A 25,414-nucleotide genomic window follows, 5' to 3' on the forward strand; every position below is an offset into this window, starting at 1 on the left:
ACGACGTGCCATCTCGACACATCTCGACACGTAAACATCAGGCGGTGCGCGATTCGCTCACCAGTTCGTGCAGATTCACCGGGAGGTTGTGTTCCACCGCCGCATAGAGGCCGTCGTACACCGGCGCGATTTTTTCCAGATAGTGTTCAAGCACCTGGTGGCGATCGCGGGTGCTGACGTGACCGTCAACCATGCCGTCGGTCATCAGCTGTGCCTGGGCAATGCGCTGCCTTTCGCCGTCTTTGGTTTCGACGTGGTATTCGATGACGTGGCTGTTGAAGTTGTCCGCCAGGGTGACGTAAATCGTGAAGTGGCCGAAGAGGATGAAGCACAGATCCTCCTGCGCCGCGCAGCTCATGGCGTGGTGCAGATGGGCTTTTGACAGGGTGATGCCCTGAACCAGTGAGTTGCAGTAGAGGTGCCACTGCTCCTGTAATTGTTGATGGCGTTGCGCGATGTAATCCGCTTTTTCGCTAAGTTCCCAAATAGTCATCTCAGGTATCCGGTTAATGGAGATGAGGGCTGTTAAGCAGATTTTGTGCCAGTTTTTATCATGCTGATATTTATCGATTTTTCATCATCATCACTGTCAACATCAGCGTGTCGACGTGTCATTTCGTCAGCGCCGACATCGTCACGCCTTATCTCAAATTAAGCTGGCATCGTTATTGCATTAACGCCTAAAACATCAGGAGGCGTCATGCACGAAATCACCCTCTGCCAGCGCGCGCTGGAACTTATCGAACAGCAGGCGAAGCAGCATCACGCGAAACGCGTCACCGGCGTGTGGCTGAAAGTCGGGGCGTTTTCCTGCGTCGAGCCCAGCGCCCTGACCTTTTGCTTTGAGCTGGTGTGCCGCGACACGCTGGCGGAAGGCTGCGAGCTGCATCTCGAAGAGCAGCAGGCCGAATGCTGGTGTGAGACCTGCCAGCAGTACGTCACGCTGCTGTCATCGAAAGTGCGAAGCTGCCCGCAGTGTCAAAACACCGGGCTGAGGATCGTCGCGGACGACGGCTTGCAGATCCAGCGCCTCGAAATAGACCAGGAGTAAATCATGTGTAGTACCTGCGGTTGCGCCGAAGGCAACCTGTATATCGAAGGGGACGAGCATCGCCCCCACTCCGCGTTTCGCTCCGCGCCCTTTTCTCCCCCCCCGCGCAACGTATCAGCGTTGACCGGCCTGCGCTTTGCGCCGAAGCCATCGGACGAAGGCGACCTGCATTACGGCCACGGCGAAGCGGGCACCCACGCGCCGGGCATGAGCCAGCGTAAAATGCTGGAGGTGGAGATCAACGTGCTGGACAAAAATAACCAGCTCGCCGCCCGCAACCGCGCGCGCTTCGCCGCTCGCCAGCAGCTGGTGCTGAACCTGGTTTCCAGCCCCGGCTCCGGCAAAACCACCCTGCTGACGGAAACCCTCAAACGCCTGAACCAGCGCGTCCCGTGCGCGGTGATCGAAGGCGATCAGCAGACCGTGAATGACGCCGCGCGTATTCGTCAAACCGGCACCCCGGCGATTCAGGTGAATACCGGTAAAGGCTGTCATCTGGATGCGCAGATGATTGCCGACGCCGCGCCGCGTCTCCCCCTCCCTGATACGGGCATTCTGTTTATCGAGAACGTGGGCAACCTCGTCTGCCCGGCCAGTTTCGACCTCGGTGAACGGCATAAAGTGGCGGTGCTCTCCGTCACCGAAGGGGAGGACAAACCGCTGAAATACCCGCATATGTTTGCCGCCGCCTCGCTAATGCTGCTCAACAAAATCGACCTGCTGCCGTACCTCGACTTCGACGTCGAGAAGTGCCTGGCCTGCGCCAGGGAAGTGAACCCGGAGATTGAAATCCTGATGGTCTCCGCCACCAAAGGCGACGGCATGGAGAGCTGGCTGAGCTGGCTGGAGAACGAGCGATGTGCATAGGCGTTCCAGGACAGATTCGCGCCATCGACGGCAACCAGGCTAAAGTCGAAGTCTGCGGGGTGCTGCGCGATGTCGATCTCACACTGGTGGGCGTTGTGGATGAAAACGGCGCCTCGCGCCTCGGTCAGTGGGTGCTGGTCCACGTCGGTTTTGCCATGAGCGTGATTAATGAAGACGAGGCCCGCGACACCCTCGCGGCGCTGCAAAACATGTTTGAAGTCGAGCCGGACGTCGGCGCGCTGCTGTTTGGCGAGGAGCGTTAAACCATGCGCTACGTTGATGAATATCGCGCCCCGGAACAGGTGATGCAACTGATTGCGCATCTGAAAACGCGCGCTTCGCTGCTGGAGTACACCGCCGCGCGCCCGCTGCGCATCATGGAAGTGTGCGGCGGCCACACCCATGCCATTTTCAAATTCGGCCTCGACCAGCTCCTGCCCGATAACATTGAATTTATTCACGGCCCCGGCTGCCCGGTGTGCGTCCTGCCGATGGGCCGCATCGACAGCTGCATTGAGATAGCCAGCCAGCCGGAGGTGATCTTCTGCACCTTTGGCGACGCCATGCGCGTGCCGGGAAAAAACGGTTCGCTGATGCAGGCCCGGGCGCGCGGCGCGGATGTGCGGATCGTCTATTCGCCGATGGATGCCCTGAAGCTGGCGGCGGAGAACCCGGCGCGCAAAGTGGTCTTTTTCGGCCTCGGGTTTGAAACCACCATGCCCGCGACGGCCATCACCCTCCAGCAGGCCAAAGCGCAAAATCTCACCAACTTTTTCTTCTTCTGTCAGCACATTACGCTGATTCCGACTCTGCGCAGCCTGCTGGACGAACCTGACAACGGCATCGACGCCTTTCTGGCGCCAGGCCACGTCAGCATGGTGATTGGTACCGGGGCCTACGGTTTTATCGCCGCCGACTATCATCGCCCATTAGTGGTTGCTGGATTCGAACCACTTGATCTACTACAAGGCGTGAACATGCTGGTTGAGCAGAAAATAGCAGCCCTGAGTACGGTGGAAAATCAGTATCGCCGCGTGGTCCCCGATGAGGGCAACCGGCTGGCACAAGCGGCCATCGCCGAAGTGTTTAGCGTCGAAGGCGACAGCGAATGGCGCGGGCTGGGGCTGATTGCCGAATCCGGCGTCCATCTGACCGACGCCTATCAGGCATTCGACGCCGAAGCGCATTTTCGGCCTGTGCCGCAGCAGGTGTGCGACGACCCTCGCGCCCGCTGTGGCGCGGTGTTAACCGGTAAATGCAAACCGCATCAGTGCCCGTTATTTGGCAACACCTGTAATCCGCAAACCGCGTTTGGCGCGCTGATGGTCTCTTCCGAAGGAGCCTGCGCCGCGTGGTATCAGTACCGCAATCAGGAGTGTGAAGCATGAAGACGGTGGAAATGGCCCACGGCAGCGGCGGCCAGGCGATGCAGCAGCTAATTGGTCAGCTGTTTATGTCCGCCTTCGACAACCCGTGGCTGGTGGAACAGGAAGATCAGGCGCGTATCGCGCTCTCATCCCTGACCACCCAGGGCGATCGGCTGGCGTTTTCCACTGACAGCTACGTCATCGACCCGCTTTTTTTCCCCGGCGGTGATATCGGCAAGCTGGCGGTGTGCGGCACGGCGAACGATGTGGCGGTGAGCGGTGCGATCCCACGCTTCCTCTCCTGCGGTTTTATCCTCGAAGAGGGGCTGCCGATGGAGACCTTAACCGCCGTCGTCCACAGCATGGCGCAGACCGCGCGCGACGCGGGCATCGCTATCGTCACCGGCGACACCAAAGTGGTGCAGCGCGGCGCGGCGGACAAACTCTTTATCAACACGGCGGGCATGGGCGCGATCCCGACGGATATTCGCTGGGGCGCGCAGCAGCTCGCGGTTGGCGATGTCTTGATGGTCAGCGGGTCGCTGGGCTGCCACGGCGCGACGATCCTGAATCTGCGCGAAGGGCTGGGGCTGGACGGCGAACTGCAGAGCGACTGCGCAGTGCTGACGCCGCTTATCCAGACGCTGCGCGACTGCCCTGGCGTCAAAGCCTTGCGCGACGCGACGCGCGGCGGTGTGAATGCCGTGGCCCACGAATTCGCTGCCGCCAGCGGCTGCGGAGTTGAACTGGTCGAAAGCCAGCTGCCCGTCAAACCGGCGGTGCGCGGCCTGTGCGAACTGCTGGGTCTGGATCCGCTTAACTTTGCCAACGAAGGCAAACTGCTGATCGGCGTGGAACGCGCTCACGCCGAAGCAGTTCTGGAAAAACTGCGCGCCCATCCGCTCGGGCAGAATGCCGCTATCATTGGTGAGGTGGTTGAACGCAAAGGGGTGCGACTGACTGGCCTGTATGGCATCAAACGCACGCTGGATCTCCCGCACTCGGAACCGTTACCCCGTATTTGCTAGAACCACGCGAAAAGTGGTCAGCACTGTTTCTCTTTTTTTTGCCAGTTTCTTTGGAAGCGATATGTCGTATACACCGATGAGCGATCTTGGACAGCAAGGGCTGTTTGATATTACGCGCACACTTTTACAGCAGCCCGATCTGGGTTCACTGAGCGATGCCCTCACCCGGCTGGTCAGGCAGTCTGCGCTGGCAGACCACGCCGCGATTGTGCTCTGGAACAGTACCAGCCAGCGTGCGAGCTACTTTGCCACGCGCGACAACGGCAAGCCCGTCGAATATGAAGATGAAACGGTGCTGGCGCACGGCCCGGTGCGTCGTATTTTGTCGCGCCCGGACGCCCTGCACTGCAACTTTGAGGAGTTTCGTCAGGCCTGGCCGCGACTTGCCGACAGCCCGCTGTATTCGCCCTTCGGTCACTACGGCCTGCTGCCGCTGGCGGTGGATGGCCGCATCTTTGGCGGCTGCGAATTTATCCGCAATACCGATCAGCCCTGGAGCGAAGCGGAATACGAGCGCCTGCATACCTTCACCCAGATCGTCAGCGTGGTGGCGGAGCAGATCCACAGTCGCGTCACGGATAACGTCGATTACGACTTGCTGAGCCGCGAGCGCGATAACTTCCGCATTCTGGTGGCGATTACTAACGCGGTGCTCTCCCGGCTGGACATGGACGAGCTGGTGAGCGAAGTCGCGAAAGAGATCCATCACTACTTTAAAATTGACGCCATCAGCATCGTGCTGCGCGGTCATCGCAAGGGCAAACTGACAATTCACTCCACCCACTATCTGGATGAAACCAACCCGGCCCACGAGCAGAGCGAAGTCGACGAAGCCGGAACGCTCTCGGAGCAGGTGTTTAAAAACAAAGAGATGCTGTTGCTTAATCTCAGCGAGCGCGACGAGCTGGCGCCCTACGAGCGGATGCTGTTCAACTCCTGGGGCAACCAGATCCAGACCCTGTGCCTGCTGCCGCTGATGTCCGGCAACACCATGCTTGGTGTGCTGAAACTTGCCCAGTGCGAAGAGCACATCTTCACCACCACCAATTTAAAACTGCTGCGCCAGATCGCCGAGCGCATCGCCATTGCCCTCGATAACGCCCTGGCGTATCAGGAGATCCACCGCCTGAAAGAGCGGCTGGTGGACGAAAACCTGGCCCTGACCGAACAGCTGAACAACGTCGACAGCGAATTCGGCGAGATCATCGGCCGCAGCGACGCCATGTTCAGCGTGCTCAAACAGGTCGAGATGGTGGCCCAGAGCGACAGCACGGTGCTGATCCTCGGCGAAACCGGCACCGGGAAAGAGCTGATCGCCCGCGCGATCCACAACCTCAGCAACCGCAACAGCCGCAGGATGGTGAAAATGAACTGCGCGGCGATGCCTGCGGGTCTGCTGGAAAGCGATCTGTTTGGTCACGAGCGCGGCGCGTTTACCGGAGCCAGCACCCAGCGCATTGGCCGTTTTGAACTGGCGGATAAAAGCTCGCTGTTCCTCGATGAAGTGGGTGATATGCCGCTGGAGCTGCAGCCGAAACTGCTGCGGGTATTGCAGGAACAGGAGTTCGAGCGTCTCGGCAGCAACAAGCTGATCCAGACCGACGTGCGCCTGATCGCCGCCACCAACCGCGATCTGAAAAAGATGGTCGCCGATCGCGAGTTCCGTAACGATCTCTACTATCGCCTGAACGTGTTCCCCATTTGCCTGCCGCCGCTGCGCGAGCGTCCGGACGATATTCCGCTGCTGGTTAAAGCCTTTACCGCCAAAATCGCCCGTCGGATGGGACGCAATATCGACAGCATTCCGGCGGAAACCCTGCGCACGCTTTCTGCGATGGAGTGGCCGGGCAACGTGCGCGAGCTGGAAAATGTGATTGAGCGGGCGGTGCTGCTCACGCGCGGGAACGTGCTGCAGCTTTCCCTGCCGGAGGTCATGGTTTCACAGGAACCGATGCCGGTGGCAGAGCGCCCGCAGGAGGGCGAAGACGAATATCAGCTGATTGTCCGCATCCTGAAAGAGACCAACGGCGTCGTCGCCGGGCCGAAAGGTGCCGCGCAGCGTCTGGGGCTGAAACGCACCACCCTGCTTTCGCGCATGAAACGCCTCGGGATTGAGAAGGATATGCTGGTCTGATTCACCCCCTCTCCGGCGGGAGAGGGTTTCCTTTCAAATTCATGTTATAAATTTCCCGGTACATCCCATTCAACTGTTCTCCAGGAGGTAACATGTCTGTTTCCGCACGCAACCAGCTCGCCGGTACCGTCAGCGCCACATCGCACGGTGCCGTTAACGATGAAGTTGAACTCACCCTGACCGGCGGTGCAAAACTGGTGGCGATCGTCACCACCAGCAGCAAAGAAGCGCTGGGTCTGGTACCGGGGAAAGAAGCGATTGCGCTGATCAAAGCGCCGTGGGTGACGCTGGCGACGGAAGAGTGCGGCCTGAAGTTTTCCGCGCGTAATCAGTTCGCAGGTGCGATCAGTCAAGTGACCGAAGGTGCGGTTAACGCCACGGTACATGTGAAAACTGATGCAGGGTTTGAAATCGTTGCCGTGGTCACCAACGAGAGCCGCGAAGAGATGCAGCTTGCGGCGGGTAAGCGCGTTATCGCCCTCGTAAAAGCGTCTGCCATTTTAATCGCCACCCGCGCATAATCCTCAGGTGCCGTACGGTGTGCGGCGCTATTTTTTCGGGCGGTACTTTTCCGGCAACTCCGGCACCGGACGGCGATCGTCAATCAGATGGCGAATCGTCAAAATCGGGTGTCGCCATAACATCCGTGGCCCGGCCCAGCGCATCACCTGCTTCATCTCTTCCCGTTTCGCGGGCTGGTAGCAGTGAACGGGACACTGTTTGCAGGCGGGTTTTTCCTCACCGAACACACACTTATCCAGACGTTTATCGGCATAGGCGTTCAGCGCCTGATAATGCCCCGCCTCGCGGGATGCCTCCGGGCATTGCCGCGCATACAGCGCAATCATTTTGCTGATGGTCTCTTTTTCGCGGGAGATGCGTTTTCCTGACATGTCACGTTACCGGTCAATAAAGTGCATTTATAATACATTTTTATAGCCCCCGTTTCAGCCCGTTTCATTATTTGCATTCCATTTTCTGAAGACCGCTTCCAGTTTTAAACCTATCCTTGCCGCATTTTACTGGTATTTTATACAGGTAAATTTAATGCCACCAGGCCGCTGTTAAGGGAGTTTTTTATGTCAGAAATGATCGCTGTTCAGCCGCAACGCCATCTTAAAGTGGGCTACTTCAGAAAGCGCCACGAAGATCGGAACACCAAAATCCCCAAACGCTATAGCGTACACGCCGCATTAAGCCTGAAAGGCGACTGGCTGGAACAGGCAGGATTTAAAACCAATTCGCAGGTCCGGGTGGTGGTAGAGCACGGAAAATTACTCATTGAGCTCATGGATAAACCGGTGGCGTAAACTCTCGACTTTTTACTGCGCCTGGTCATTTTTTCATGCGACAATAGAGGGAATTAACGAGCTGTTGGCCGCTCAAAACGCAACAATTTCAAAGAAATGGATATCATAACTCCATGAGCACAATCGACAATTTAACCGCGCATACCCCGATGATGCAGCAGTACCTGAAACTGAAAGCTCAGCATCCGGAAATTCTGCTGTTTTATCGTATGGGCGACTTTTACGAGCTTTTTTATGACGATGCCAAACGGGCGTCGCAGTTGCTCGACATCTCGCTGACCAAGCGTGGCGCATCAGCGGGTGAACCGATTCCGATGGCGGGTATTCCGCATCATGCGGTGGAAAACTATCTGGCGAAGCTGGTGAATCAGGGTGAATCCGTCGCCATCTGCGAACAGATTGGCGATCCGGCCACCTCGAAAGGTCCGGTGGAGCGCAAAGTCGTTCGCATCGTCACGCCAGGCACGATTAGCGACGAAGCCCTGCTCCAGGAGCGTCAGGACAACCTGCTCGCCGCCATCTGGCAGGACAGCAAAGGTTACGGCTACGCCACACTGGATATCAGCTCCGGGCGTTTTCGCCTGAGCGAACCTGCTGACCGCGAAACCATGGCGGCAGAACTCCAGCGCACCAATCCGGCGGAGCTGCTCTACGCCGAAGATTTCGCCGAGATGGCCCTGATCGAAGGGCGTCGCGGCCTGCGTCGTCGGCCGCTGTGGGAATTTGAAATTGATACCGCGCGCCAGCAGTTAAACCTGCAATTTGGCACCCGCGATCTGATTGGCTTTGGCGTGGAAAACGCCCCGCGTGGGCTGTGTGCCGCAGGCTGTCTGCTGCAGTACGTGAAAGACACCCAGCGCACGACCCTGCCGCACATTCGTTCCATCACCATGGAGCGTCAGCAGGACAGCATCATTATGGATGCCGCCACGCGCCGTAATCTGGAGATCACCCAGAACCTCGCGGGTGGAGTAGAAAACACCCTGGCGGCGGTGCTCGACAGTACGGTCACACCGATGGGCAGCCGCATGCTCAAGCGCTGGCTGCATATGCCGGTGCGCGATACGGCGGTGCTGGTAAGCCGCCAACAGACGATTGGCGCCTTGCAGGATCGCTTTACGGATCTGCAGCCAGTGCTGCGTCAGGTGGGCGATCTGGAGCGTATTCTGGCCCGTCTGGCGCTGCGCACGGCGCGTCCGCGCGATCTGGCCCGCATGCGTCACGCCTTCCAGCAGTTACCTGAGCTGCGTGCGCAGCTGGCGGAAGTCGACAGCGCGCCGGTGCAAAAGCTGCGTGAAAGCATGGGGGAATTTACCGAACTGCGCGAGCTGCTGGAGCGCGCGGTGGTTGAAGCGCCGCCGGTGCTGGTTCGCGATGGCGGTGTGATTGCCCCTGGCTACAACGAAGAGCTGGACGAATGGCGCGCCCTGGCGGACGGTGCCACGGATTATCTGGATAAACTGGAGATCCGCGAGCGCGAGCGTCTGGGGCTCGACACCCTGAAAGTGGGCTATAACGCCATTCACGGCTATTACATTCAGATCAGCCGCGGGCAGAGCCATCATGCGCCGATCCACTACGTTCGTCGCCAGACGCTGAAGAACGCCGAGCGCTACATCATTCCAGAGCTGAAAGAGTACGAAGACAAAGTCCTCACCTCCAAAGGCAAAGCGCTGGCGCTGGAAAAACAGCTCTATGAAGAGCTTTTCGACACGCTCCTTCCACATCTGGCCAATATGCAGCTGAGCGCCAGCGCGCTGGCTGAGCTGGACGTGCTGGTCAACCTGGCAGAACGGGCTGACACGCTGAACTACACCTGTCCGACATTCACCGACAAGCCGGGCATTCGCATCAGCGAAGGGCGTCACCCGGTGGTGGAACAGGTGCTGAACGAGCCCTTTATCGCCAACCCGCTGAATCTCTCTGCCCAGCGTCGGATGCTGATCATCACCGGTCCGAACATGGGCGGTAAAAGTACCTACATGCGCCAGACCGCGCTGATCGCCCTGCTGGCCTATATCGGCAGCTACGTTCCGGCGCAAAGCGTGGAGATTGGCCCTATCGATCGTATCTTCACCCGCGTGGGTGCGGCGGACGATCTGGCCAGCGGTCGCTCCACCTTCATGGTTGAGATGACCGAAACTGCCAACATTCTGCACAACGCCACGGAAAACAGCCTGGTGCTGATGGATGAGATTGGTCGCGGGACATCGACCTATGACGGTCTTTCCCTCGCCTGGGCGTGCGCCGAAAGTCTGGCGAATAAGATCAAAGCGCTGACCCTGTTTGCGACACACTACTTTGAGCTGACACAATTGCCGGAGAAAATGGAAGGCGTCGCCAACGTCCATCTCGATGCCCTGGAGCACGGCGATACCATTGCCTTCATGCACACGGTGCAGGATGGCGCGGCCAGCAAGAGTTACGGCCTGGCCGTTGCTGCGCTGGCGGGAGTGCCGAAAGAGGTGATCAAACGCGCGCGCCAGAAACTGCGCGAGCTGGAAAGCCTTTCGCCAAACGCGGCGGCGACGCAGATTGACGGTTCGCAGATGTCGCTCCTGTCCATGGCGGAAGAGACGTCACCGGCGCTTGAAGCGCTGGAGAATCTCGATCCGGACTCCCTGACGCCGCGTCAGGCGCTGGAGTGGATTTATCGCCTGAAGAATCTGGCGTAAATTCTCGCACTCAGCATTAACCGGCTCTGGTGCGCAGATAGTCAATAAAGACGCGCACCTTAGCCGAAACATGCTGCGCATCGGGATAAACCGCGTAAATGCCCTGCTGCGCAAAACCGTAGTCGGGTAACAGATGCACCAGCCGCCCATTTTCCAGCTCGGCTCTGACCAGCCATTCAGGTAGCAAGGCCACGCCAGCTCCCGCGAGCGCAAAGGCCATCAGCGCCTGAGCGCTGTCGGCAAACAGCCGTGCAGGGCGCTTAATCTCTAACAGCACACTTTTCCCGCTGGCATCGGTCACCTGCCAACGCAGCGGTGCAGGAAGACGTTCGTGAATCAACCACTCGGCCTGCGCCAGTGCATCCAGCGAATCAACCGGATTTGCGGCCAGCCATTCAGGGGCGGCCACGGGATATATCGCAAAACGTGAAATCAGCGCCGCGTGATAGCGAGAGTCAGCAAGCTGACCCAATCGAATGGCGACATCGAAACGCTCTGCAATCAAATCAGCATGATGTGAAGAGGCGACGTGGCGTATCCGTAAATCCGGGTGAAGCCGACTAAACTCCGCCAGAACCGGGATAATCACCTGCGCGCCATACTCCGGTGTGGAGGTGATTCTCAGCTCACCGCTCAGGCCAACATGGCTGGCCCTGACTTCATCCTGTAAATTCTCAGCGGCTTTTAACAACTCGACGCCGCGCTGGTAAAAGAGCGAACCCGCTTCCGTCAGCGTAATACGCCGCGTCGAGCGCAGGAGAAGCGTTACACCCAACTCGTTTTCCAGCTGGCGAATATTGAAGCTTACGACAGCTTTTGTTTGCCCGAGCGCAGTCGCCGCTGCGGTAAAACTGCCGGTGTCCACCACGGCGACGAACGTCGTCATTCGCTGTAAATTGAGCATAGCTGCCACCATTACTGTCAAAATTATTTTGACAGTATATCGTCAGGGACGCCGTTTATCCCTCGCTTTCAGACAGATACATTACCGCTCCTTAATGGAGGGTAAAACATGGCATACCGTAGTAAAGTCGCCATCGTATTTCTGCTGGGCTTTTTTCTCGATCTCATCAATATGTTCATCGCCAGCGTCGCGTTCCCGACAATGGCCGTGGCGTTTCATTCATCCGCCCCGGCGCTGGCATGGGTCAGCAACGGATATATTGCGGGCATGACGCTGGTCATCCCTTTTAGTGCTCTCATCACCCGCCGCCTGGGTGCAAAGCGGCTTTTCATTCTTTCTCTGACCCTGTTTTGTGCCGCGGCCACTGCTGCCGGTATGTCTGACTCGTTGAATCACCTGATCTTCTGGCGTGTTTTACAGGGTGCTGGCGGTGGATTACTCATCCCGGTTGGACAGGCGCTGGCATGGCAACAGTTTAAACCGCACGAACGGGCTGGTTTATCGACGGCGGTAATGCTGGTCGCACTTCTCGCACCTGCGTGCGCCCCTGCACTGGGTGGAGTTCTGATTCAGTTCTTTCACTGGCGATGGATTTTTTTCGCCCCACTGCCGCTTGCCGTTGTCACGCTACTCCTGGCTTGCCTGTGGCTTAAAAACGAGACTGCTCCGCCCGGCCCTGCAAGGTTGCTGCATTTCCCCCTGTTGTCCGACCCGCTGCTGCGTTTCTCAATGCTGGTCTATCTGTGCGTGCCGGGGATATTCATCGGCGTGAATGTGGTCGGCCTTTTTTACCTGCAAAGCGTGGCGAAGATGACCCCGGCGGCGACCGGAGCGCTTATGCTTCCCTGGTCCCTCGCTTCGTTTATCGCCATTTCAGCCACCGGAAAATATTTCAACCGCCTTGGCCCGCGCCCGCTCATTATCACCGGCGGTCTGCTGCAGGCAGCCGGAATCGCGGGTTTGACGACAGTCTCTGCCGCCACGCCCGAATCGCTCACTATTGCCCTCTTCGTCCTTATGGGTGCAGGTGGCAGTTTGTGCAGCAGCACAGCTCAGAGCACCGCATTTCTCAATGTTGCCTTTGAAGAGATGCCGGATGCCAGCGCCCTTTGGAACTTTAATCGTCAGTTGAGTTTCTTTCTTGGCGCGACGCTGCTGGCGCTGATACTCAGTACGCTGCAACAGGTTTTCACCCCTGCTCAGGCCTGGCATGGGGTGTTTATTTTGTCATCCGTAATCACGCTTTTGCCCATCATGAGTGCGCTGCGCCTCAACAACCAACAGGTGCTTATGCATCTTCATAAGGAAACATCATGAATACATTCGAAAATAAAATCATTGAGACGCACGTCGCCATTGAAAACTGGCTCGGAAAAGGTACAGGCGATCACGAAGCACTGATGGCCCACTTCAGCGAAACATTCAGCATGGTGACATTAACCGGCGCTTGTCTGGATTATCCCGCCCTGAAAGGATTCTTTCTGACGCAGCGCGGAGGCCGTCCGGGGCTGTCTATTACCGTGGACAGCGTGGAAGTGCTGGAAACATGGCCAGAAGGTGCCGCGCTACGGTATCGGGAGATTCAAAGTCAGCCTTCAGCCGCCACCACCGTGCGATGGTCTACGGTGCTGTTGATCAAACAAGGCGAAAGTGTGCTCTGGCGTCATCTTCACGAAACGGCCCAGGGATAGAAAAGAAAAAGGCCCGTCTCTCGACGGGCCTCTTTTAGATGAAAACTCGCTTATTCGCGGAACAGCGCTTCGATATTCAGCCCTTGCCCCTGCAGGATTTCACGCAGGCGACGCAAACCTTCTACCTGAATCTGACGAACACGTTCACGAGTCAGGCCAATTTCACGGCCCACATCTTCCAGTGTCGCAGCTTCATACCCCAACAGACCGAAACGACGTGCCAGCACTTCACGCTGTTTGGCGTTCAGTTCGAACAGCCATTTGACGATGCTCTGTTTCATATCATCGTCTTGCGTGGTGTCTTCCGGACCGTTGTCTTTTTCATCGGCCAGGATGTCCAGCAGCGCTTTTTCGGAATCGCCACCTAGCGGGGTGTCGACGGAGGTAATGCGCTCGTTGAGACGCAGCATACGGCTTACGTCATCAACCGGTTTATCGAGCTGCTCGGCAATCTCTTCCGCACTTGGCTCGTGGTCCAGTTTATGGGACAACTCACGCGCAGTACGCAGATAGACGTTCAACTCTTTGACGATGTGAATCGGCAGGCGAATCGTACGGGTTTGGTTCATGATTGCCCGTTCGATGGTCTGACGAATCCACCAGGTCGCGTACGTAGAGAAACGGAACCCACGTTCTGGGTCAAACTTCTCAACGGCGCGGATCAGGCCCAGGTTGCCCTCTTCAATCAGATCCAGCAGTGCCAGACCACGATTGCTGTAACGACGAGCAATTTTCACCACCAGACGCAGGTTACTTTCAATCATGCGGCGGCGTGAGGCGACATCTCCACGCAATGCGCGACGCGCGAAATAGACTTCTTCTTCGGCCGTTAACAGTGGGGAATAACCAATCTCCCCAAGGTAAAGCTGAGTCGCGTCAAGCACACGCTGTGTGGCGCCCTGCGATAACAGCTCTTCTTCAGCTAAATCGTTATCACTGGGTTCCTCTTCAACCAAGGCTTTCTCATCAAAAGACTCGGCTCCGTTCTCATCAAATTCCGCGTCTTCATTTAAATCATGAACTTTCAGCGTATTCTGACTCATTAAGGTGGCTCCTACCCGTGATCCCTGAACGAGACACCCTGAAGCGGTATGCCCCGTCAAATTATCGCTGCGGTAAATATTGCAGCGGGTTTACGGATTTCCCCTTGTAACGAATTTCAAAATGCAAGCGTGTAGAACTGGTGCCGGTGCTACCCATGGTAGCGATTTTTTGCCCCGCCTTGATTTCTTGTTGCTCCCGGACCAGCATTGTATCGTTATGGGCGTAGGCACTCAGGTAATCATCGTTGTGTTTGATGATAATAAGATTACCGTAACCGCGCAGAGCATTACCGGCATACACAACGCGTCCGTCTGCGGTCGCGATGATTGCCTGTCCTTTACTCCCTGCGATATCGATCCCTTTATTTCCCCCCTCGGAGGAAGAGAAGTTCTCGATAACCTTGCCATCAGTCGGCCAGCGCCAGGTTGAAATTGGCGCACTGGAAGATTGACTGCTGGCAGTCGGTACGGAAGAGCTAACCACAGGTGCCGTCACCGGTGCTGTGACGACAGTCGCAGACGGCTTATTATTCGGCAACATTTTGTTAGCACTCTGTTCACCTGAATCCTCAGAATACGTAATTGTTGGCTGTGAAGCAACCACCGCGCTGGTATTTTGCGCAGGTTTAACGCTGTTATTTTGCGCGGTGACATCCGCCGCTGAAACGGAGTTGCCTGGCGTCAGTGGCGTACCGGTGGCGTTACCCACCTGGAGCGTCTGCCCGACTTCCAGACCATACGGGGCCTGCACGTTATTTCGCTGGGCGAGGTCACGGAAATCGTTCCCGGTGATCCACGCGATATAGAACAGGGTGTCGCCGCGTTTCACGGTGTAGGTGCTGCCGCCGGTATAACTTCCTTTCGGAATGTTCCCATACTTGCGGTTATAGACTATACGGCCATTTTCGGTCTGCACAGGTTGTTGCACTGGCTGAATCTGAGTTGGCTGCGTGCTCGGGACGTGAACAGGCTGGATCTGCGGAGTTTGCTGCGGTGCCGCAGTCCCCATTTTAGGCGGAGGTGTAATCAGCATTCCACCGGAAGTGTTCCCCGAGTTGCTGCTTCCGCCGACTGAGCTCACTGGCGCAGGGGCGTTATTTGAACTCGTACAACCTGCCAGCCAAAGCGAAACCAATGACAATGCCGCAACACGGCTGATGGTGAATTTCGGGCTTCCCGCGCTCATTTATCCCCCAGGAATGTGTTAACTACCAGTGACTTAAAATTAACCGTGATGGCTCGAACCTTTTGCGCCACACCATACGCTGAATTTTTCCGAATAACCCTGGAAAATTCCGAGTATCAGGCAAGCTCTCCTTTGACCAGAGGCACAAAGCGCACGGCTTCTACGGTATCGATAATGAACTCGTCGCCCCGTCGATAAACACGCTTAAGCAGCTGTTGTTCATCGCCCACCGGCAAAACGAGAATGCCGCCGTCGTCCAACTGCGCCAGGAGCGCAGACGGGATCTCAAGCGGTGCTGCCGTCACGATAATGGCATCAAACGGCGCGCGGGCCTGCCAGCCCTGCCAGCCATCGCCGTGACGGGTTGAAACATTGTGTAAATCGAGCTGTTTAAGGCGACGGCGGGCGTGCCACTGCAAACCTTTGATTCGCTCGACGGAGCAGACATGATGAACGAGATGGGCCAGAATTGCCGTCTGATACCCTGAACCAGTGCCGATCTCCAGCACGCGGGATTCCGGCGTCAGCTCCAGCAGTTCGGTCATCCGCGCCACCATGTACGGCTGCGAAATCGTCTGCCCCTGCCCTATCGGCAAGGCCACGTTTTCCCACGCTTTGTGTTCAAACGCCTCATCCACAAATTTCTCACGCGGTACCTGTGAGATAGCCTCAAGCACACGCTCGTCGGTGATGCCCTGAGTGCGTAATTGATTCAGAAGAGCTTGTACACGTTTACTTACCATTGTGTGTTCACCCCGGCACGTTCCAGCCAGCCTGAGACCACATCTTGCGCGTTATACGCGGTTAAATCCACGTGCAGCGGCGTGACGGAAACATAGCCTTCGTCCACGGCGGCAAAATCCGTATCCGGCCCGGCGTCGCACTGCTCGCCAGGCGGACCAATCCAGTAGAGGGTGTTTCCGCGCGGATCCTGCTGCGGGATCACTTTGTCCGCCGGATGGCGGCTGCCGCAGCGCGTCACACGAATGCCTTTGATCTCCTCAAGGGGCAGATCCGGCACGTTAATATTCAGAATACGTCCGGTGCGCAGCGGCTCGCGGCTGAGCGCACGCAGGATGGAGCAGGTCACGGCGGCCGCCGTGTCGTAGTGCTTATGGCCGTTGAGAGACACCGCCAGCGCCGGGAACCCGAGATGACGCCCTTCCATCGCCGCTGCGACCGTGCCCGAGTAAATCACGTCATCGCCCAGGTTTGGGCCAGCGTTGATGCCTGACACCACCACGTCCGGGCGCGGGCGCATCAGCGCATTGACGCCGAGGAAGACGCAGTCCGTCGGCGTCCCCATCTGTACCGCGATGTCACCATTATCAAACGTAAAGGTGCGAAGGGATGATTCCAGCGTTAAGGAGTTGGACGCACCGCTGCGGTTACGATCGGGAGCAACAACCTGCACCTCGGCAAATTCGCGCAGGTGTTTCGCCAGCGTCTGAATGCCAGGCGCATGGATCCCATCATCGTTACTCAGCAATATTCGCATAGTCACCCGACGTATTGATTAGTTCCCTGACAACACTGGTGGCAAAGCTCCCGGCCGGCAGCCAAAAACGTAACTCGACGGTGACGTCATCCCACCAGTTCCAGCTCAGCTGCTGCGGATAGAGCAGCATCGCACGGCGTGCCGCCTCGACTTTCTCCCGCACCAGCAGTGATTGTAATTCTGTCTCTTCTGCTACCGCGGCCTGCTCTGCGACAAGCGCATCGCCCTGCGGCCCCCACTCTCCCGAGCCGGGCAGCGCGGCGGTAATCATCAGCGTTTTGTTATCGACGCGCGCCTGCAGATCGGCCATTTCGTCGCTTGTTGCCACAAACCAACTGCCGCGTCCCGCTAATTGTAGCGCATCGCCGACAACAACTTGATTCGCGTCCGTTTTTTTCAGTCGTTCGCTCACAATCTGATTAAACAACGCACTGCGGGCCGCCGACAACCAAAAACTGCGTTTATTCCTGTCGCGCACCGGGGCATTGCTCTGCGCCCAGCGCAGCGCGCCCTGCAGGTTGCTGCCGCCCAGCCCAAAACGCTGAGCGCCGAAATAGTTCGGTACGCCCTGCTCGCTGATGGTGGTCAGGCGTTTTTCCACGTCATCGCGATTCGTGACTTCACGCAGCACCAGCGTAAAGGCATTGCCCTGAAGCGCGCCCAGGCGCAGCTTGCGCTTGTGGCGGGCGTACTCCAGCACCTTACAGCCTTCCAGCTCAAATTTGCTTAAATCAGGCATCACATTGCCCGGCACGCGCGCGCACAGCCACTGCTCCGTGACCGCGTGTTTATCTTTTTGCCCGGCAAAGCTCACTTCACGGGCGTGAATCTTCAGGAATTTTGCCAGCGCATCGGCCACAAATCGAGTGTTGCAGCCATTTTTCAGAATGCGAACAAGCACATGTTCGCCTTCGCCGTCCGGCTGGAATCCGAGGTCTTCTACGACCACGAAATCTTCCGGGTTGGCTTTCAGCAGGCCATTGCCCTGGGGTTTGCCGTGCAGATACGTCAGGTTATCAAACTCGATCATTTGGCCGCCTTCACCAGCAGCGCGACGGCCTCGCAGGCGATACCTTCGCCACGCCCGACAAATCCGAGTTTTTCCGTGGTGGTGGCTTTGACGTTGACGTCATCCATATGACAACCGAGATCTTCAGCGATAAAGACGCGCATCTGCGGGATATGCGGCAGCATTTTCGGGGCCTGGGCGATGATGGTCACATCGACGTTGCCCAGGGTGTAGCCCTTGGCCTGAATGCGGCGCCAGGCTTCGCGCAGCAGCTCACGGCTGTCCGCGCCTTTAAAGGCCGGGTCCGTGTCCGGGAACAGTTTGCCAATATCGCCAAGCGCCGCCGCGCCGAGCAGGGCGTCGGTTAAGGCATGCAGCGCGACATCGCCATCAGAATGCGCCAGCAGGCCCTGTTCAAAGGGAATGCGTACGCCGCCAATGATAATCGGGCCAACGCCGCCAAAGGCGTGTACGTCAAAACCGTGTCCAATTCGCATTATGCCTTCTCCTGAGGGATCGTACGGGTAAGATAAAATTCCGCGAGCTGTAAATCTTCCGGGCGCGTCACTTTTATATTATCAGCGCGCCCCTCAACAAGCTCAGGGTGGTAACCGCAATACTCCAGCGCCGACGCTTCATCGGTGATGGTTGCGCCTTCATTGAGCGCGCGGGTTAAGCAGCTGTTGAGCAGTTCGCGGGGGAAAAACTGGGGGGTCAGCGCGTGCCATAAATCGACGCGCTCAACGGTATGGGCAATCTTCTGCAGGCCTGGCTCGGCGCGTTTCATGGTGTCGCGCACAGGTGAGGCCAGAATGCCGCCTGTAGTACTGGTTTCGCTGAGTTTGAGCAAACGGGCCAGATCGTCCTGATGCAGACACGGGCGGGCGGCGTCGTGCACCAGCACCCACTGCGCATCTCCTGCGGCGCGAAGGCCAGCCAGAACGGAGTCGGCGCGCTCTGCGCCACCATCAACGACGGTAATCTGTGGATGATTTGCCAGCGGTAGCGCGGCAAAACGGGCATCGCCCGGACTGATGGCGATCACGACGCGCGTCACCCGTGGGTTCGCCAGCAGCGCCGCCACGGAGTGTTCAAGGATCGTTTTGTCGCCAATGGAAAGGTACTGCTTAGGACACTCTGTTTGCATGCGCCGACCGAAACCTGCTGCCGGTACCACAGCGCATACATCCGAAAAAGTCACTGCCATGTCGTAATCCTGGGCCTGATTATCGATTGTTTTGTGCTGAGCCCTGACTGCGTTTAGACGCATCCGGCACCAGACGATAAAAGGTTTCGCCCGGCTTGGTCATACTGAGTTCGTTACGTGCGCGTTCCTCAATCGCCTCTTGCCCGCCATTGAGGTCATCAATTTCAGCAAAGAGTTGATCGTTTCGCGCTTTAAGTTTTGCGTTCGTTGCCTGCTGTGCCGTGACGTCGTCATTGACGCGGCTGTAGTCGTGAAGACCGTTCTTACCGAACCACAGCGAATACTGCAGCCAGACCAGCAAAGCCAGCAACAGCAGTGTTAATTTACCCATCCAGCCCCCTGAAAAACGGCATCATCATCCCATAACTTTCCGTTCGACTCTACTCTGGGGTTTTAATTATGTCTTAAGTTAGCCCATCAGCCATAAAAACAGCAGGCCAAAGATGATCACTACCGTAGCAATGGTGATAACGGTGCTGTAGAGCAGCCGCCCGTTGAGCAGCGAGTGCAGCGCAATGCCGACCACCACCGCGACGGGCATCAGTGCGAGGAAGAAAGGCCAGGTGTAGAGGAAGAAAAACAACGTATTGCGGCCATAGATCGCGAACGGGATGCCGAGCGCCAGCAACCACGAGGCGAAGCCGACCACGGCCCCAGGAAGTGACCAGGTCGTCTCGTCATCAGCCGATACGGTTTCCGACCCGGTGATAATGTAATTCTCACTGTTACGCATAGCAGTTCCTGTGACCATGACACATCTTACGGGCAGCGAGCTATCCGTTCGATACCGTCTCAGGATCTGATAATATCGCCCCGTCTGAGCAGGTCTAATAATTGGCTTACTAAATTTGTTACCAATTGTTGACCCTCCAGGTGAATTTCTGGCGATTCAGGCGCTTCGTAAACCGAGTCAATGCCGGTGAAATTGCGCAGCTCTCCCGCCCGGGCTTTTTTATACAGCCCCTTAGGATCGCGCGCTTCGCACACCTCCAGCGGCGTATCAACGAACACTTCGATAAACCGCTCGTGCCCCACGCGCTCGCGCACCATCTGCCGCTCAGCGCGATGGGGCGAGATAAACGCGGTTAACACCACCAGACCGGCATCGGCCATCAGGCTCGCCACTTCGCCCACGCGGCGAATATTCTCTTTGCGATCTTCGTCGCTAAAGCCCAGATCGCTGCACAGGCCGTGACGGACGTTGTCACCATCGAGTAAATAAGTGCTTACACCCTGCTTATGCAGCGCCTCCTCCAGCGCCCCGGCGACGGTGGATTTCCCCGAACCGGAGAGCCCGGTAAACCACAGCACTACCCCACGGTGACCGTGGAGTTGTTCGCGCGCGCTGACCGTCACCGGATGAGGGTGCCAGACGACGTTCTCATCGTGCTGGGCCATTATTTGCCTCCTAGCAAATCGCGTGCGCCCCAGTGCGGGAAGTGTTTGCGCACCAGCGCGTTCAGCTCCAGCTCAAAGGCGCTGAATTCAGAAGGCACGGCGGTCGCCTGCTCGTGCGGTTCGCGCACCATCCCGGCACCGACGGTGACGTTGGTCAGACGGTCGATAAAGATCAGCCCGCCCGTCACCGGGTTTTGCTGATATTTGTCGAGCACCAGCGGCTCATCAAAGGTGAGATCCACCAGCCCAATCCCGTTCAGCGGCAGCTCGGTGACCTGATGCTGCGCCAGATTGTTGATGTCCACCTGATACTGAATGCCATCCACGCGCGCCCGGGTTTTCTTGCCCGCGATTTTAATGTCATAGCTCTGACCCGCCGTCAGCGGTTGTTCCGCCATCCACACCACGTCCAGAGAGGCACTCTGCACGGCAGGCACGCTCTCCTGCGCGTCCAGCAGCAGATCGCCCCGGCTGATATCGATCTCATCTTTCAGTACCAGGGTGACCGCTTCGCCCGCACCTGCTTCCGGCAGATCGCCGTCGAAGGTCACGATACGGGCGATGGTCGACTCCACGCCGGACGGCAGCGCCTTCACGCGCTGGCCGACTTTCACCACGCCGGAGGCAATGGTCCCGGAGAAGCCGCGGAAATCGAGGTTCGGGCGGTTCACATACTGCACCGGGAAGCGCATCGGCTGGCTTTCCACCGGGCGCTGGATTTCCACGGTTTCCAGCACTTCGAGCAGCGTCGGGCCGCTGTACCACGGCATATTCACGCTCTGGGTGGCGACGTTGTCGCCTTCCAGCGCGGAGAGCGGCACGAAGCGGATATCCAGATTGCCCGGCAGCTGCCCGGCAAAGGTCAGGTAGCTCTCGCGGATCTCGTTGAATTTCTCTTCGCTGAAATTCACCAGATCCATTTTATTGACCGCCACCACCAGGTGTTTGATGCCCAGCAGGGTGGAGATAAAGCTGTGGCGACGGGTCTGATCCAGCACGCCTTTGCGCGCGTCCATCAGCAGGATCGCCAGCTCGCAGGTCGACGCGCCGGTCGCCATATTACGGGTGTACTGCTCGTGCCCTGGGGTATCGGCGATGATGAATTTGCGTTTCTCGGTGGAGAAATAGCGGTACGCCACGTCGATGGTAATCCCCTGCTCGCGCTCGGCCTGCAGACCATCCACCAGCAGGGCCAGGTCGAGTTTTTCGCCCTGCGTGCCGTGACGTTTGCTGTCGTTGTGCAGGGAGGAGAGCTGGTCTTCGTAAATCTGTCGCGTGTCGTGCAGCAGGCGGCCAATCAGGGTACTTTTCCCGTCATCGACGCTGCCGCAGGTCAGAAAGCGCAGCAGGCTTTTGTGCTGCTGAGCGTGAAGATAGGCTTCCACGCCGCCTTCATCAGCAATTTGTTGTGCAATAGTGGTGTTCATGGCGGCTCCTTAGAAATAACCCTGACGTTTCTTCAGCTCCATTGAGCCTGCCTGGTCGCGGTCAATCATGCGCCCCTGTCGCTCACTGGTGGTGGAGACCAGCATCTCTTCGATGATCTCCGGCAGCGTCTGCGCGTTCGACTCCACCGCGCCGGTCAGCGGCCAGCAGCCCAGCGTGCGGAAGCGCACCATCTGTTTCTTGATCACTTCGCCCGGCTGCAAATCAATGCGATCGTCGTCGATCATCATCAGCATGCCGTCGCGCTCCAGCACCGGGCGCTCAGCCGCCAGATACAGTGGCACGATTTCGATATTTTCCAGATAGATGTACTGCCAGATATCCAGCTCGGTCCAGTTGGAGAGCGGGAAGACGCGGATGCTTTCGCCTTTGTTGATCTGGCCGTTGTAGTTGTGCCACAGCTCCGGGCGCTGGTTTTTCGGATCCCAGCGGTGGAAGCGGTCGCGGAACGAGTAGATACGCTCTTTGGCACGGGATTTCTCTTCGTCACGACGCGCGCCGCCGAAGGCCGCATCAAAACCGTATTTGTTCAGGGCCTGCTTCAGCCCTTCGGTTTTCATGATGTCCGTATGTTTGGCGCTGCCGTGGACAAACGGGTTGATGCCCATCGCCACCCCTTCGGGGTTTTTGTGCACCAGCAGCTCGCAGCCGTAGGCTTTGGCGGTGCGGTCGCGGAACTCGTACATCTCGCGGAATTTCCAGCCCGTATCCACGTGCAGCAGCGGGAACGGCAAGGTGCCCGGATAGAAGGCTTTACGCGCCAAATGCAGCATGACGCTGGAGTCTTTGCCGATGGAGTACATCATCACCGGGTTCGAAAATTCAGCAGCCACCTCGCGGATAATATGGATGCTTTCCGCTTCGAGTTGCCGCAGGTGGGTCAGTCGTTTTTGGTCCATAACCAGTCCTTAAGCCAGATTCACCACAGAAGAGCCAAAGCTTTCCGGGTTGGTTGTGTGTTGAAACCAGGCGAGCGTCTGATGCAGCTCAACCACCTCTCCCACCACAATCAGGGCGGGCATGGGGGCATTTTTCGCCAGGTTTGCAAGGTGTTGTAAGGTGCCGGTCGCGACATGCTGATCGCTGCGCGTTCCGCGTGAAATCACCGCCACCGGCGTCGCCTTATCGCGTCCGTGACGAATCAATTGTTCGCTGATGTCAGCGGCTTTCATGGTGCCCATGTAGATCGCCAGCGTCTGACGACTCTGCGCCAGCTGCGCCCAGTCAAACGGCGTGCTGTCGGCTTTGTAATGCCCGGTGACGAAGGTCACGCTCTGGGCGTAGTCGCGATGCGTGAGCGGGATGCCGGCGTAGGCCGTCACCGCAGAGGCCGCCGTGATACCAGGCACGACCTGAAACGGCACGCCCGCCTGCGCGGCTGCCTGCAGCTCTTCGCCGCCGCGCCCGAAGATAAAGGGGTCACCGCCTTTGAGGCGCACCACGGTTTTTCCGGCCAGTGCGGCGTCAATCAGCATCTGGTTGGTTTCGTGCTGCGGCACCGAGTGCTCGCTCGCCCGTTTACCGACGCAGATTTGCTCGGCATCGCGACGAATAAGCTCACGCACCTCGTCGCTCACCAGATGATCGTAAAAGACCACGTCTGCCTGCTGAATAACCTGCAGACCACGCAGCGTCAGCAGCCCGGCGTCTCCCGGCCCGGCACCGACCAGAATAATTTCGCCCTGCTGTTTTTCCGAAGCCTGAAGCGACTGCTCCAGCTCGCGCTCGGCTGCCTGTTCGTTTCCCGCCGCCATCAGGCTGGCGAAACGCCCGCGGAAGGCCTGCTCCCAGAAGCGGCGGCGTCCGGCGGTCGTGGTCACCTGCGATTTCAGGCGTTCACGAAAACTGCCCGCGACCTCCGCCATTCGGCCCAGGCTTGCAGGCAACAGCGCTTCGAGCTTTTCACGCAGCAGACGCGCCAGTACCGGCGCGTTGCCGCCAGAGGAGATGGCAATCAGCAGCGGAGAACGGTCGACAATCGAGGGAAAGATAAATGAGCACAAAGGCTGGTCGTCCACCACATTCACCAGCCGGTGGCGGGCATTGGCCGCGTCGAACACCCGACGGTTCAGGGCGCGATCGTCCGTCGCGGCAATCACCAGCACCACATGGTCCAGCTGTGACTCATCAAACTCTGACGCTGTGACAATCTGCACCTGCGCGCCCGCCCGCTGTAAAAAAGCGATTTTGCGATCGGCGATTTCGCCCGTCCCGACAACCAGCACCGGACGGTCTTTTAATGAAGCAAACAGCGGCAGATAGTCCACGATGCACTAACTCGTCTCAACAACAGGAATAGTGGGACTATAGGGGGCGGCTTAGAGTGAATGAAATTACGAATTGGAATGAGTAGTTACTCAATGGAATAACGACTCAGGAAAGCTAATATCAAAAAGTGCTTAACGCGCGAAATATCGGGCATTTAAGAGCAAATGAAATTGTGTAAGCGCGGTCACAGTTTCATACTAGGCGCGTTAAAATTTTGTTCTATTTTTTAAGGACTCACTATGTTTCGCGCAATGCGCCACCGTATCGCTGCCCTGGCGTTCGGCGTTTGCTGTATCCTCCCGGCTCAGGCAACCACTCACCCGTTGGGTGAGATCGCATCCACTCAGGCGCGCCATATTGCGACCATGTTCCCGGGCCGAATGACGGGGACGCCCGCAGAAATGCTCTCGGCGGATTACGTTCGCCAGCAGTTTGCACAGATGGGCTACCAGAGCGATATTCGCGCCTTTCACAGCCGCTACATTTATACCTCACGCAATAACAGTAAAAATTGGCACAACGTGACCGGCAGTACGGTTATCGCCGCGCATGAGGGCAAAACGGCGCAGCAGATTATTATCATGGCGCATCTCGATACCTTCGCGCCGATGAGCGACGCGGACACCGACAACAATCTCGGCGGCCTGACGCTGCAGGGGATCGACGATAATGCCGCCGGTGTTGGCGTGATGTTAGAGCTGGCCGAGCGCATGAAAGACATTCCGACCCAATACGGCATTCGTTTTGTCGCCACCAGCGGCGAAGAAGAAGGCAAACTCGGCGCGGAAAATCTGCTGGCGCGCATGAGCGCGGCGGAGAAGAAAAACACCCTGCTGGTTATTAACCTCGATAACCTGATCGTCGGCGATAAGCTCTATTTCAACAGCGGCAAAAGCACACCGAACTCCGTGCGCAAATTGACGCGCGACCGCGCGCTGGCCATTGCGCGCAGCCAGGGCATTCTGGCGGCGATCAATCCGGGGCGTAACCCTGATTACCCGAAAGGCACCGGCTGCTGCGGCGATGGCGAAGTCTTTGATCAGGCGGGGATCCCGGTGCTGTACGTCGAGGCGACGAACTGGTCGCTGGGCAAAAAAGATGGCTATCAGCAGCGCAACAAATCCAGAGCTTTCCCCGAGGGCACCAGCTGGCATGATGTGAGGCTGGACAACCAGCAGCATATCGATCAGGCGCTGCCCCAGCGCATCGAACATCGCAGCCGTGACGTGGTGAAAGTGATGCTGCCGCTGGTGAAGGAGCTGACGAAAGCGGGGAAAGCCTGAGCAGAAAAGGGAATGGGTGCATGAGGTTAAACCCTGACAGCGCAATACG

Annotated in this window: 28 protein-coding genes; 12 read left to right on the forward strand and 16 right to left on the reverse strand. The window is 57.8% G+C overall.

Annotated features, from left to right (window positions below):
* Positions 1 to 37: 37 nt before the first annotated feature.
* Positions 38 to 493 (reverse strand): formate hydrogenlyase regulator HycA, encoded by a 456-nt coding sequence (gene hycA, locus U9O48_RS17470; protein ID WP_282493053.1) that lies wholly within the window; start codon positions 491 to 493, stop codon positions 38 to 40.
* Between the two features lie 207 nt (positions 494 to 700).
* Here hycA and hypA point away from each other — a divergent pair, with 207 nt between their 5' ends.
* The 7 genes from hypA (at position 701) to U9O48_RS17505 (ending at position 6,968) form a co-directional block, all read left to right on the forward strand.
* Entirely contained in the window at positions 701 to 1,051 is a 351-nt protein-coding gene (hypA, locus tag U9O48_RS17475) for a hydrogenase maturation nickel metallochaperone HypA (protein WP_282493052.1), read from the forward strand.
* A 3-nt stretch (positions 1,052 to 1,054) separates the two neighbouring features.
* A complete protein-coding gene (gene hypB, locus U9O48_RS17480) occupies positions 1,055 to 1,918 on the forward strand; it encodes a hydrogenase nickel incorporation protein HypB (RefSeq protein WP_324722866.1) in 864 nt (287 codons plus the stop codon).
* Positions 1,909 to 2,181, forward strand: coding sequence for a HypC/HybG/HupF family hydrogenase formation chaperone (locus tag U9O48_RS17485; RefSeq protein ID WP_282493050.1), 273 nt, complete (start codon positions 1,909 to 1,911; stop codon positions 2,179 to 2,181). Before hypB ends, U9O48_RS17485 begins: the two co-directional genes overlap by 10 nt.
* Positions 2,182 to 2,184: 3 nt before the next feature.
* Complete coding sequence (hypD, locus tag U9O48_RS17490) at positions 2,185 to 3,306, forward strand: hydrogenase formation protein HypD (protein WP_324722867.1); 1,122 nt, start codon at positions 2,185 to 2,187, stop codon at positions 3,304 to 3,306.
* Positions 3,303 to 4,313, forward strand: coding sequence for a hydrogenase expression/formation protein HypE (gene hypE, locus U9O48_RS17495; protein WP_324722868.1), 1,011 nt, complete (start codon positions 3,303 to 3,305; stop codon positions 4,311 to 4,313). Before hypD ends, hypE begins: the two co-directional genes overlap by 4 nt.
* A 61-nt stretch (positions 4,314 to 4,374) precedes the next feature.
* Positions 4,375 to 6,447: a formate hydrogenlyase transcriptional activator FlhA gene (gene flhA, locus U9O48_RS17500; protein WP_324722869.1), complete on the forward strand. Its 2,073-nt coding sequence runs from the start codon at positions 4,375 to 4,377 to the stop codon at positions 6,445 to 6,447.
* A 92-nt stretch (positions 6,448 to 6,539) separates the two neighbouring features.
* On the forward strand, positions 6,540 to 6,968 hold the full coding sequence (locus tag U9O48_RS17505) for a TOBE domain-containing protein (protein WP_285144843.1): 429 nt from the start codon (positions 6,540 to 6,542) through the stop codon (positions 6,966 to 6,968).
* A 27-nt stretch (positions 6,969 to 6,995) separates the two neighbouring features.
* On the opposite strand, the gene U9O48_RS17510 is transcribed toward U9O48_RS17505, so the two are convergent.
* Positions 6,996 to 7,340 (reverse strand): nitrous oxide-stimulated promoter family protein, encoded by a 345-nt coding sequence (locus U9O48_RS17510; RefSeq protein WP_282492826.1) that lies wholly within the window; start codon positions 7,338 to 7,340, stop codon positions 6,996 to 6,998.
* Positions 7,341 to 7,526: 186 nt separating this feature from the next.
* Between U9O48_RS17510 and U9O48_RS17515 the strand changes: the two genes are divergently transcribed.
* Together U9O48_RS17515 and mutS are read left to right on the forward strand one after the other, a co-directional pair.
* Positions 7,527 to 7,757, forward strand: coding sequence for a SymE family type I addiction module toxin (locus U9O48_RS17515; RefSeq protein ID WP_282492825.1), 231 nt, complete (start codon positions 7,527 to 7,529; stop codon positions 7,755 to 7,757).
* A gap of 113 nt (positions 7,758 to 7,870) precedes the next feature.
* Positions 7,871 to 10,432, forward strand: coding sequence for a DNA mismatch repair protein MutS (gene mutS, locus U9O48_RS17520; protein WP_285150847.1), 2,562 nt, complete (start codon positions 7,871 to 7,873; stop codon positions 10,430 to 10,432).
* Between the two features lie 16 nt (positions 10,433 to 10,448).
* On the opposite strand, the gene U9O48_RS17525 is transcribed toward mutS, so the two are convergent.
* Positions 10,449 to 11,357 (reverse strand): LysR family transcriptional regulator, encoded by a 909-nt coding sequence (locus tag U9O48_RS17525; RefSeq protein WP_324722870.1) that lies wholly within the window; start codon positions 11,355 to 11,357, stop codon positions 10,449 to 10,451.
* Between the two features lie 87 nt (positions 11,358 to 11,444).
* Here U9O48_RS17525 and U9O48_RS17530 point away from each other — a divergent pair, with 87 nt between their 5' ends.
* Positions 11,445 to 12,653, forward strand: a complete 1,209-nt coding sequence (locus tag U9O48_RS17530; protein ID WP_324722871.1) for an MFS transporter — start codon at positions 11,445 to 11,447, stop codon at positions 12,651 to 12,653.
* Complete coding sequence (locus tag U9O48_RS17535) at positions 12,650 to 13,027, forward strand: DUF4440 domain-containing protein (RefSeq protein ID WP_324722872.1); 378 nt, start codon at positions 12,650 to 12,652, stop codon at positions 13,025 to 13,027. Before U9O48_RS17530 ends, U9O48_RS17535 begins: the two co-directional genes overlap by 4 nt.
* Positions 13,028 to 13,077: 50 nt before the next feature.
* Here U9O48_RS17535 and rpoS read toward each other — a convergent pair whose 3' ends face one another.
* The 13 genes from rpoS to cysG form a co-directional block, all read right to left on the reverse strand.
* Positions 13,078 to 14,070 (reverse strand): RNA polymerase sigma factor RpoS, encoded by a 993-nt coding sequence (rpoS, locus tag U9O48_RS17540; RefSeq protein ID WP_095283101.1) that lies wholly within the window; start codon positions 14,068 to 14,070, stop codon positions 13,078 to 13,080.
* Positions 14,071 to 14,131: 61 nt separating this feature from the next.
* The gene (gene nlpD, locus U9O48_RS17545) at positions 14,132 to 15,256 is read right to left on the reverse strand and encodes a murein hydrolase activator NlpD (protein WP_282492820.1); all 1,125 of its coding nucleotides are present in this window, start codon (positions 15,254 to 15,256) and stop codon (positions 14,132 to 14,134) included.
* Positions 15,257 to 15,372: 116 nt separating this feature from the next.
* Positions 15,373 to 15,999, reverse strand: a complete 627-nt coding sequence (locus tag U9O48_RS17550) for a protein-L-isoaspartate(D-aspartate) O-methyltransferase (protein ID WP_282492819.1) — start codon at positions 15,997 to 15,999, stop codon at positions 15,373 to 15,375.
* Entirely contained in the window at positions 15,993 to 16,754 is a 762-nt protein-coding gene (gene surE / locus U9O48_RS17555) for a 5'/3'-nucleotidase SurE (RefSeq protein WP_285144838.1), read from the reverse strand. Before surE ends, U9O48_RS17550 begins: the two co-directional genes overlap by 7 nt.
* The gene (gene truD / locus U9O48_RS17560; RefSeq protein ID WP_324722873.1) at positions 16,735 to 17,784 is read right to left on the reverse strand and encodes a tRNA pseudouridine(13) synthase TruD; all 1,050 of its coding nucleotides are present in this window, start codon (positions 17,782 to 17,784) and stop codon (positions 16,735 to 16,737) included. Before truD ends, surE begins: the two co-directional genes overlap by 20 nt.
* The gene (gene ispF, locus U9O48_RS17565) at positions 17,781 to 18,260 is read right to left on the reverse strand and encodes a 2-C-methyl-D-erythritol 2,4-cyclodiphosphate synthase (protein ID WP_285144836.1); all 480 of its coding nucleotides are present in this window, start codon (positions 18,258 to 18,260) and stop codon (positions 17,781 to 17,783) included. Before ispF ends, truD begins: the two co-directional genes overlap by 4 nt.
* Positions 18,260 to 18,970, reverse strand: a complete 711-nt coding sequence (gene ispD, locus U9O48_RS17570) for a 2-C-methyl-D-erythritol 4-phosphate cytidylyltransferase (RefSeq protein WP_324722874.1) — start codon at positions 18,968 to 18,970, stop codon at positions 18,260 to 18,262. Before ispD ends, ispF begins: the two co-directional genes overlap by 1 nt.
* 19 nt (positions 18,971 to 18,989) lie before the next feature.
* Positions 18,990 to 19,301 carry a cell division protein FtsB gene (gene ftsB / locus U9O48_RS17575; protein WP_100779135.1) on the reverse strand — a complete coding sequence of 104 codons (312 nt, stop codon included), beginning with the start codon at positions 19,299 to 19,301 and terminating at the stop codon, positions 18,990 to 18,992.
* Between the two features lie 78 nt (positions 19,302 to 19,379).
* Positions 19,380 to 19,703, reverse strand: coding sequence for a DUF3561 family protein (locus U9O48_RS17580; RefSeq protein ID WP_282492814.1), 324 nt, complete (start codon positions 19,701 to 19,703; stop codon positions 19,380 to 19,382).
* Positions 19,704 to 19,762: 59 nt separating this feature from the next.
* Positions 19,763 to 20,368 (reverse strand): adenylyl-sulfate kinase, encoded by a 606-nt coding sequence (gene cysC / locus U9O48_RS17585; RefSeq protein WP_282492813.1) that lies wholly within the window; start codon positions 20,366 to 20,368, stop codon positions 19,763 to 19,765.
* Positions 20,368 to 21,795, reverse strand: coding sequence for a sulfate adenylyltransferase subunit CysN (gene cysN / locus U9O48_RS17590; protein ID WP_324722875.1), 1,428 nt, complete (start codon positions 21,793 to 21,795; stop codon positions 20,368 to 20,370). The genes cysC and cysN overlap by 1 nt, the downstream gene beginning before the upstream one ends.
* A 9-nt stretch (positions 21,796 to 21,804) precedes the next feature.
* On the reverse strand, positions 21,805 to 22,713 hold the full coding sequence (gene cysD / locus U9O48_RS17595; protein ID WP_095283121.1) for a sulfate adenylyltransferase subunit CysD: 909 nt from the start codon (positions 22,711 to 22,713) through the stop codon (positions 21,805 to 21,807).
* 9 nt (positions 22,714 to 22,722) lie between these two features.
* Positions 22,723 to 24,081 carry a siroheme synthase CysG gene (gene cysG / locus U9O48_RS17600; protein WP_324722876.1) on the reverse strand — a complete coding sequence of 453 codons (1,359 nt, stop codon included), beginning with the start codon at positions 24,079 to 24,081 and terminating at the stop codon, positions 22,723 to 22,725.
* Positions 24,082 to 24,321: 240 nt separating this feature from the next.
* On the opposite strand from cysG, the gene U9O48_RS17605 reads away from it, so the two are divergent.
* Positions 24,322 to 25,365 (forward strand): aminopeptidase, encoded by a 1,044-nt coding sequence (locus tag U9O48_RS17605; protein ID WP_324722877.1) that lies wholly within the window; start codon positions 24,322 to 24,324, stop codon positions 25,363 to 25,365.
* Positions 25,366 to 25,414 lie beyond the last annotated feature (49 nt).

It is taken from the genome of Lelliottia sp. JS-SCA-14 (assembly GCF_035593345.1).
In the GTDB taxonomy this organism is placed as follows: domain Bacteria; phylum Pseudomonadota; class Gammaproteobacteria; order Enterobacterales; family Enterobacteriaceae; genus Enterobacter; species Enterobacter wanjuensis.